Origin of the sequence: Geminicoccus flavidas, assembly GCF_009806515.1 — a bacterium.
GTDB classification, from domain to species: Bacteria; Pseudomonadota; Alphaproteobacteria; order Geminicoccales; family Geminicoccaceae; genus Geminicoccus; species Geminicoccus flavidus.
The window spans coordinates 1-855 of the sequence record NZ_WUJP01000283.1; the positions used below are offsets into that span (position 1 = coordinate 1).

Consider the following 855-nt stretch of genomic DNA (forward strand, 5'->3'; position numbering starts at 1 on the left):
CGAGCAGGCGGCAGAGTGCCAGGGTCAGGTCGGCGCGGTTCAGGGCATAGAGATGCAGGGAGTCGAAGCCCTCGGCCACCAAGCGGCGGCACTGCTCGGCGGCGACCGTGGTCGCGACCATGCGCGCCAGTTCCGGCTGGTCCTCCAGCCCGTGGAACAGCTCGGCCAGCCAGTCCGGGATGGTAGCGCCGCACATGCCGCTGAAGCGGCGGATCTGGGCGAAGGAATGGATTGGCATGATGCCCGGCACGATCGGCGCCTGGATCCCGGCCGCGTGGCAGGCATCGCGGAAGCGCAGGATCCGGTCGGTGTCGAAGCAGTACTGGGTGATCAGGTGCGAGGCACCGGCCTCGACCTTGATACGCAGATGGGCGAGGTCGGTAGCGGCATCGGGCGCTTCCGGATGAACCTCCGGATAGCAGCCGACCCCGATGTCGAACCGCCCGGCTTCGGCCAGGGCCCGCACCAGATCCGCGGCATGGGCAAAACCGTCCGGTCGTGGCCGATACGCCTTGCCGACGCCATCGGTCGAATCTCCGCGCAGCGCCACCACCCGGGTCACGCCCAGTGCGGTGTAGCGCTCGGCCAGTGCTGCCACGTCGCGCCGGTCCACCGCGGCCGCGGTGATGTGCGGCGCCACCGGCAGGCCGAACCGCTCCTGCAGCTCGCGAACCGTGGTGAAGGTCGCCTCCACCTGCTCGCCGCCGCCCGCCCCGGAGGTGACGGTCAGATGATCCGGGCCCACCGCCGCCAGGCGCGCTACCTCGGTGAAGAAGGTCTCGGTCGCCGGGCCGCTCTTGGGCGGGAACAGCTCGACCGACAGCCTGGGCTGCGGCAGGGGCTCGCCCAGCAGGG

At 71.0% G+C, this 855-nt stretch carries 1 protein-coding gene; it reads right to left on the reverse strand.

The genetic code is table 11. The features are described from left to right. The coding region (locus EQG76_RS07835) for a methylenetetrahydrofolate reductase (protein WP_200840644.1) at positions 1-855 on the reverse strand (855 nt) is incomplete at both ends.